Here is a 7314-nt window from a genome sequence, read left to right on the forward strand (position 1 = left end):
GCGCCTCTTGCCTACCCCAACGACCGCAACGAGGGCACACGCCATGACCTTGATCCGCTCCCTTCCCGCAGCGCTGGTGCTGCTCGGCACGCCCCTGCTGGCCAGCGTGGCCACGGCCCAGACCACTTCTGCCACCGACCTGTTTGCCAGCGCCGTGGACAGCGCCGCGCTCGACAGCTACCGCGGCGGCGCTGCCCAAGTGCACAGCGACATGGCCCTCACGGGCACCACTGCCGACAACACCGCCCAGCACGTCAACACCGGCAGCAACGCCATCAGCGCCGGCGCGTTCGCCAACATGAGCGGCATACCCGTCGTGGTCCAGAACTCGGGCGCCAACGTGCTGATCCAGAACGCCGTCATCGTGAACGTGCAGATGAACTGACACCGGTGGCCACCATGCGACTGCTTTTGCTTTCCCTGGCACTGCTGCTGAACGCAGCCACTGCGGCGGGCGCGCAACCGGCTTATTTCCCTTCCATGGCCGCAGGCGACGTGACCCTGCCTGTGACCAGCATCAAACAAGCGCGCCTGGCGGGCACGCTGCTGCAAAAATACGATTTCAGCTGCGGCTCGGCGGCCCTTGCCACGCTGCTGACCCACCACTACGGCACACCGGTCGACGAACAGACCGTGTTCGCCCAGATGTATGCGCTGGGCGACCAGGCCAAGATCCAGCGCGAAGGCTTCTCCTTGCTCGACATGAAGCGCTTTCTGGCCAGCCTCGGCTTCGAGGCCGACGGCTTCCAGCAGCCCCTCGACAAGCTGCAGGAAGCACGCATTCCGGCGATCGTGCTGGTCAATGAAAACGGCTACCAGCACTTCGTCGTGGTCAAAGGCCTCCAAGGCGACCGCGTGCTCGTGGGCGATCCGGCGCAAGGCACGCGCGCCCTGTCGCGCGCTGCCTTTGAATCCCTGTGGCAGAGCAAGCTGCTGTTCGTCATCCACAACGCCATGGATGCTGCGCGCTTCAACCTGGCCGCCGACTGGCGTGTGGCGCCGCGCGCGCCCCTGGGCAGCGAGATGGCCCGTGCGGGCTTCACCGGCTTTGCCCTGCAAAAGCACGGGCCGGGAGACTTCTGATGCGCCGCGCACTGTTGCGAACCAGCGCAGCCCCAGGCCTTGCCAGAGCGGCCGCCTGCGCCTGCGTGGTGGGTGCGCTGGCCAGCCCTGCCGTGGCGGCGCCGCCCGCGCAAGACGCGGTCTGGATGGCCGTGGCCGACCAAACGCTCGACGGTCTGCGTGGCGGCTTCAACATGGGCGATGGCCTGATGGTGTCGTTTGGCATCTCCCGCGCCGTATTCATCAATGGCGCACTGATCACCGAGACCTCGCTCAACGTCGGCCGTGTGGCAGACCTCACACCGGCACAGGCGACCCAATTGAGCCAGAAGCTTGAGACCCTCAGCCTCGTGCAGAACGGACCAGGCAACAGCTTCGCGTCGGGCCCATCGACCACCACCAGCAGCCCGACGGCCACGGGTCCTACGGTCACCGCCATTGCCGGAGCGACAACGGGCACCTTCATCCAGAACTCGCTGAACAACCAGCAGATCCGCTACCAGACGATCATCAATGCCAGCAGCAACGGGCTGGGCATGGTGCGATCCGTGAACCTGCACGGCACCCTGGCCGACGCGATCCAGCAGAGCATTGGCCAGCGGTGACGGCGGTTATCACGAAAAGACCGTCAATCGCTTGATACACGTTCGCTGACAGCTATAAGTTTCATAGCATCATGCAACATTCGATCGACACCGCCATGAGCCCCGCAAGCGCACGGACGGCTTGCCACCGTCCGCGTACACCGCGCCGCGCCCCCGGCGTCACAGCATTGAGACACCCCAGTCTGCGGCATGTGGAAAGCGCAGGGCAAGGCGCGGCTTGGGGTGCCAGGTTGCCATGCCGCCGCCCCTGCCCCATGCAGTGCATGCGCCAGCCTGCTGTGGCCTTTGGGGTGGAAGCGTCTCGCACACCCGGCTTTTCGGCGCCAGACGGCCGCGGTCTTTGCGGCAGCCACGCCAACGCGGCCCCAGGGCACATGGCTGGCACCAAAGTTGCTGTGACCCCCGTGAATTGCGCCCGCGCAGCTCAACCCTTGATCCTGTTCCACTCACCGTAGGAGGCTCTATGAAGATGACACTTGTGGCTTCGGCCATGGCAGTTGCGTTTGGTATCAGCGGCGCGGCTTTCGCCAGCAGCACCGACCAGAACACCCGCCAAACGGGCACGTCAGGAAACAATTCCAGCACCAATATCAACAGCGGTGCGAGCAATGACAACAACAGCCAAACGACCACCCAGAACACAACCCGCACCGATAACACCAACACCACCACCAATACCAACACCAACCAATCCGACAATGGCACCAACAGGGGCTCTGGCGCGGCCACGGCCAGCGCGGCCCGCTCGGCGGCCCTGAACAACGGCTCGACGGGCACGCTGAGCGACACCTTCAACGTGTCTACCGCCATGGCCACCAGCAACCTCAGCGGCATGGTCACGGGCAACCGCGTGCGCGACATCGGCAACAGCGCCACCAACAGCGGCAATGCCAACGGTGGCACCGCCCAGGCGGGCACGGGCGGCGCCAGCAACGGTGGCCGCGCCAGTGGCTCGGGCACGGGAGGCACGGGGGCCGCAGGCAACGGGTCCAACGGCTCTGCAGGTGGCAATGCCTCCAACGGCAACATCAACAACGGCAGCGCCACCAATGGCAGCGCCACCGCAGGCAGCGGCGGCAATGGCAATGGCGGGCGCGCCAATGGCGGAGACAGCGGTGGTGCGTCCGCTGCCAACGGCAGCGGCAGCGGCAGCGGTGGTGGCAGTGGCTCCGCCAATGGCGGCAGCAACACCGACGGCGGCACGGGCGGCAACGGCGGCACCTCGGGCAGCGGCGGAGCCGCCACCGCCACCGGCTCAGGCGGCACCTCCAACAGCAATGGCGGCGGCAGCACCCGCACCGCCGGCATGGGCACGGGCGGCGCCAGCGGCAGCGGCACCAATGGCAGCGCCACCAACGGCGGCGCCAGCAACGGCGCCAACACCAGCGGCAACGGCGTTGCCGGCGGCAGCGGCGCGGGCGGCACGGGTGGCGCAGGCAATGGCGGCACCAACACCGCAGACGGCGGCGCCGGTGGCACGGGCGCGGGCGGCAGCGGCGGCGCTGGCGGCACCAACACCGTGAGCGCGGGCACGTTCAGCATGGCCAACACCATGACCAGCGTCGGCCAGTCGGCCGCCGGCATCATGGTCGCGAGCCAGAACAGCGGCATCTCGTCGCTGGTCCAGCAGAGCGTGAACGTGCAGGCCAACCTGGCCGTCGGCAAGTAAGCGCCTCCCCAGGCCCGCGCAGCGCGTGCACGCCACGCCTGCGCGGTTTCGCTGGTCTAATCCAACACAAAACCCGTTCAAACGCTTGCTGAAAAAGCGCCGACAGCTATATTTTGAATAGCATCACGAGCGCTCTGCTGCCAGCAAGAAGGCCTCCACGGTCTGCAGCTGCCCGGGCACATTGAGCGCCGGCGCGTGGCCGCAGTCCTGCACTTCAAGCACCTGCAGCTGTCCCCGCGCACCAGGGCCGCGCAGCTGCATGGCTGCTGTGGTCTGCGGCAGCACCAGGTCGGACTCGGCGCCGCGCAGGCACAGCACGGGGATGTCGAGCGCGTCGTAATGCTCCCAGATGCGGTAGTCGTTGTCGTGGTGCGTGAACTGCTGCACCATGGCCGGGTCGTAGTGCGGCGTGACGCGGCCGTCGCCCAGGCGGCGCGTGGAGGTTTCGGTCAGGCGCCGCCACTGTGCGTCGCTGAGCCAGCCATAGGGTTGGTAGACCTGCCGGAAGAATGCCTCCAGCTCACGCACGGTGTCGAAGGCGGGCGGCTGGCCGGCATAGGCCTTGATGCGCGCGAGCGCGGCGTCGGCCAGCTGCGGCGCGTTGTCGTTGAGCAGCAGGCTGCGGATGCGCCCCTTGAGCTGCGGCTCGAACAGCCCCGCCGCGCAGACCGTGCCAATGGCGCCGCCCATCGACGTGCCCACCCAGTGCGCCTGCGCGATGCCCAGCTGGTCAAACAGGTCGGCGGCGATGCGGGCGTAGAACGACAAGCGGTATTCGTCCTGCGGCCGACGGCTCCACTGGCTCAGGCCGCGCCCGAGCGTGTCCGGGCAGACCACGCGCCAGCGCGGCGCCAGGTGCGCTGCGAGTTCGTCCATGTCGCGCCCGGTGCGCGCCAGGCCATGCCATGCAATCACCACGGGGGCGTCCTGCGCACCCCACTCCGTGTAGTGGATTTCGTAGCCGGCGCAGGTGGCGTAGCGGGAATTGGGAGACATGGTGAAGCACCTTGTGAAACAGGGAGACGGCGCCGCCGCCTCATTTCATGAGCCGGCCCGAGCGACCGATCACGGTCACTTCGACGTAGCGCGACCCAATGCGGTTGGTGGGTGAGTAGCCCACCGTGATCCCGCCCAGGTCCAGGCGCTGCAGGGATTCGAGCGCCTTGAGCACCTTGGCGCGCGTGGGTGCGGGCCCGGCGCGGCGCAGGGCCTCGACCAGCACCTTCGCACCGAGAAACTGCTCGAAGCTGGTGTAGTTGACCTCGGCCCCGGGCGCGTACTGTTTCAGCAACTGCTGGTACTCGCGCACCACCGGCAGCATCGGCTGGTAGGGGAATGGCACCACCTGGCTGATGCCCAGGCCGTGGGCGTTCTGCAGCCCTGCCAGCTTGACCAGCTCGGCCGGGTCCACCACCGAAATGCTGTAGAGCTGCGCGCCTCCGCCCTGCGCGCGGTAGCGCTGGATGAACGCCGCCGCCGGCTTGTTGATGGCGATCATGATGACGGCCTGCGCATCGGCGGCCTGGATGGCGCGGACCGCACCGTCGACCTGGTCGGTGTTGCGCTCGTAGCCGGCCGAGGCCACGAGCCGGAGCTTGCGCTTGGCCAGCGCCGCCTCCACGCCCGCCAGGCCGGCCTTGCCAAACCCGTCGTCCTGGTACATCACGGCCACGCGGTCCATGCCCAGGGTGGTGAGCTGCTGCACCATGTGCTCGGCCTCGTCGGCATAGCCCGCGCGCACATGGAAGATCCAGGGGTTGAACGGGTTGCGCAGCGGCTCGCCCCCGGTGTAGGGCGCCACCAGGGCCGCCCCGCCCTGCTCCAGCACGCCATCGGCGAGCAGCTGCGTGATGTTGGCCGTGCCGGCGAAACCATAGAGCGCCACCACCTCGGGACGCTCCAGCAGTTCGCGCGTGAGGCGCACCGTGTCGGGCACCTTGTATCCGTCGTCCACCACGGACTGGCGGATCTTGGCGCCGTGCACGCCGCCCTGGGCGTTGATCCAGTCAAAGTAGATTTTTCCGCCCAGCACCATTTGTTGGCCGGTGGTGGCGAGCACCCCCGACAGGGGCGCCACCTGGCCAATGACGATCTCACCGGCACGGGCAGGCTGCGCCAGTCCCCCTCCAGCGCAGAGAGCGAGCGCGGCCAGCAGGCCGGCCGCGCACGACTTCCAGAATGTTTGCATGGTGGGGTTCCTGCGCAGCCAGCCCGGGCTCAGTTGGGAACGCTCAGCGACGTGCCCGCAAAGCCAATCTGGTTGGCGGCTGCGGGCGCTGCCACAAACGGCGGCACGTTGCTGGCGGTGATGGCCGGGGCTGCACCGGGCACGCCGCCGCGCGGCGTGGTGCGCACCACCTGGCTCGCGGGCAGCGCGGCACCGCTCTTGAGGTGCGCGTACATCGCGTCCATGGCCTGGTTGAAGTACGGGTGCAGCGGCACGAAGCGCGTGTCGAACCCGCTGAACGGCAGGAAGGTGTCGAAGTGCTGGCCGTTCGTCACCTCGATGTAGCGCAGCTTGCTCGCGGCACCTTCCACCACCTTGTTGTAGGCGGCATAGGCCCGTGAATTGTTGTTCACCGGCACCAAGGCATCGCTGCGGCCGCTCACGATGATGGTGGGCTTGCCACGCAGGTTGCCGTTGAGCACCACCTCGGCAATGCCGGCGCGCACGGCATCGCTCTGCGCCTTGGTGGGCATCGTGGTAGCCGTGAGTGCCGCGCCGCTGACCGGGTCGCTGCCCGTGACCAGCGCGCGCTGGCACAAGGCGTTGTCCAGGCCGAAGTCGGCGACGCCGGTCGAGGGCGACACGGCAAACTGCCAGGCCTTGGCGCCGCCCACCGAGTCGTTGTAGACCACCGTAGCCGGTGTGCCGTTGGCCGTTCCATTGGCCGTGGCGAAGCTCTGCGCCAGAGCCGCTGGCGCCACGGCCACCGGGTCGCCGGTGGCATTGACCGCCGCAAAGCTGGTGTTGCAGACATTCGCCTCGACCGGGAAGCGGCCGTAGCTCACCGGGTACATGGCCGAGAGGATGGGGCCGTTGCCCAGGGCGTAGTGGGCGTTGTGCATCTGGTCGTGCTCGGGCGTCCAGCCATAGGCGCGCAGCTTGTTGAGCGCGTCCAGCGACCGGGCGGCCGTGTCGGCGCCAGTGACCAGCCCCTTGGCCGCCAGGCTGTCGCAGCGTGCCGTGGCCCGCGCCGTCAGTCCGGTCAGCGCGATGTAGTTGAAGATGGACACTTCGGCCATGGCCGCGCCTGCCGCCAGCGCAGCGCAGGGCTGGTAGAGGTTGCCGTAGGTGGTGTAGTCGGCCAGCGTCTTGCCATAGCCGGTAACCGCGGCGCCGCCGAACTGGATGCCGTAGCCGCTGGCCGTGGGCATTTCGGCCACCGGTTCGGATGCGACCACGCCGTCGATCAGGCCTGCGCCGTCCTGTTCGGCAGCGCGCAGCGAAGCGGCGCCGCCATTGGACGCAGAGCCGGCGATCACGAGGGTGTTCTCGGGGGAGAACGGCACCCGGTTGGCGTCCGTGCCATAGCGGTCATTGAGCACGAACAGTGCATAGCGGCCTGCGGCCAGCGTGTCGTTGCCCCAGTCCTTTTCCGGGTTCAGTTGCGAGTGCACCTGCTTGAGCGCCAGCCGGTTCGGGAACACGGCGTTGTAGGCCGCCCGTGCCGCATCGGTGATGTTGGCGGCAAAGAAATTGAGCGCCCCAGCCGCGCTGCGCGTGGCGCGCGTGCCATCGATCTTGTGGACGGTGTCGTCCATCATGTTGTAGATGCCCACGCCCTTGCCGGCATCGGTCAGCGCGACGGCACAGCCATGCTTGAGGCCCCACTCCCCTGCGGTGCCGATGGCGCCGTAGACACCGCGCGAGCCCGAGGACGCGCCCAGCACCACGCAGGGGCTGGCCTGGTTGAAGCTGTCGGGCACCTGCACCGCGATCACGGTGCGCTTGCGGCCCGAGCCATCGTCGAGCAC

Annotated in this window: 7 protein-coding genes; 4 read left to right on the top strand and 3 right to left on the bottom strand. The window is 68.0% G+C overall.

Translation table 11 applies throughout. The features are described 5' to 3' along the window. Positions 1-43: 43 nt before the first annotated feature. From B2J89_RS18550 to B2J89_RS18565, 4 genes are all read left to right on the top strand, one after another. On the top strand, positions 44-385 hold the full coding sequence (locus B2J89_RS18550) for a hypothetical protein (protein ID WP_169170428.1): 342 nt from the start codon (positions 44-46) through the stop codon (positions 383-385). Positions 386-399: 14 nt separating this feature from the next. Beyond that, entirely contained in the window at positions 400-1083 is a 684-nt protein-coding gene (locus B2J89_RS18555) for a C39 family peptidase (RefSeq protein WP_169170429.1), read from the top strand. Further along, a complete protein-coding gene (locus B2J89_RS18560) occupies positions 1083-1667 on the top strand; it encodes a hypothetical protein (RefSeq protein ID WP_169170430.1) in 585 nt (194 codons plus the stop codon). The genes B2J89_RS18555 and B2J89_RS18560 overlap by 1 nt, the downstream gene beginning before the upstream one ends. Before the next feature lie 463 nt (positions 1668-2130). After that, the gene (locus B2J89_RS18565; protein WP_169170431.1) at positions 2131-3336 is read left to right on the top strand and encodes a hypothetical protein; all 1206 of its coding nucleotides are present in this window, start codon (positions 2131-2133) and stop codon (positions 3334-3336) included. A 123-nt stretch (positions 3337-3459) separates the two neighbouring features. On the opposite strand, the gene B2J89_RS18570 is transcribed toward B2J89_RS18565, so the two are convergent. From B2J89_RS18570 to B2J89_RS18580, 3 genes are all read right to left on the bottom strand, one after another. Then, positions 3460-4332 carry an alpha/beta fold hydrolase gene (locus tag B2J89_RS18570; protein ID WP_169170432.1) on the bottom strand — a complete coding sequence of 291 codons (873 nt, stop codon included), beginning with the start codon at positions 4330-4332 and terminating at the stop codon, positions 3460-3462. Positions 4333-4372: 40 nt separating this feature from the next. Then, the gene (locus tag B2J89_RS18575) at positions 4373-5524 is read right to left on the bottom strand and encodes an ABC transporter substrate-binding protein (protein WP_169170433.1); all 1152 of its coding nucleotides are present in this window, start codon (positions 5522-5524) and stop codon (positions 4373-4375) included. Between the two features lie 29 nt (positions 5525-5553). After that, a partial coding sequence (locus tag B2J89_RS18580; RefSeq protein WP_169170434.1) for a 3-hydroxybutyrate oligomer hydrolase family protein occupies positions 5554-7314 on the bottom strand: 1761 nt, incomplete at its 5' end.

It is taken from the genome of Acidovorax sp. SRB_24, from assembly GCF_012931925.1.

Excerpts from the sequence above, each read along its gene's own strand:
- B2J89_RS18550 (WP_169170428.1), top strand. The coding sequence starts at position 44 with ATGACCTTGATCCGCTCCCTTCCCGCAGCGCTGGTGCTGCTCGGCACG.
- B2J89_RS18555 (WP_169170429.1), top strand. The coding sequence starts at position 400 with ATGCGACTGCTTTTGCTTTCCCTGGCACTGCTGCTGAACGCAGCCACT.
- B2J89_RS18560 (WP_169170430.1), top strand. The coding sequence starts at position 1,083 with ATGCGCCGCGCACTGTTGCGAACCAGCGCAGCCCCAGGCCTTGCCAGA.
- B2J89_RS18565 (WP_169170431.1), top strand. The coding sequence starts at position 2,131 with ATGAAGATGACACTTGTGGCTTCGGCCATGGCAGTTGCGTTTGGTATC.
- B2J89_RS18570 (WP_169170432.1), bottom strand. The coding sequence starts at position 4,332 with ATGTCTCCCAATTCCCGCTACGCCACCTGCGCCGGCTACGAAATCCAC.
- B2J89_RS18575 (WP_169170433.1), bottom strand. The coding sequence starts at position 5,524 with ATGCAAACATTCTGGAAGTCGTGCGCGGCCGGCCTGCTGGCCGCGCTC.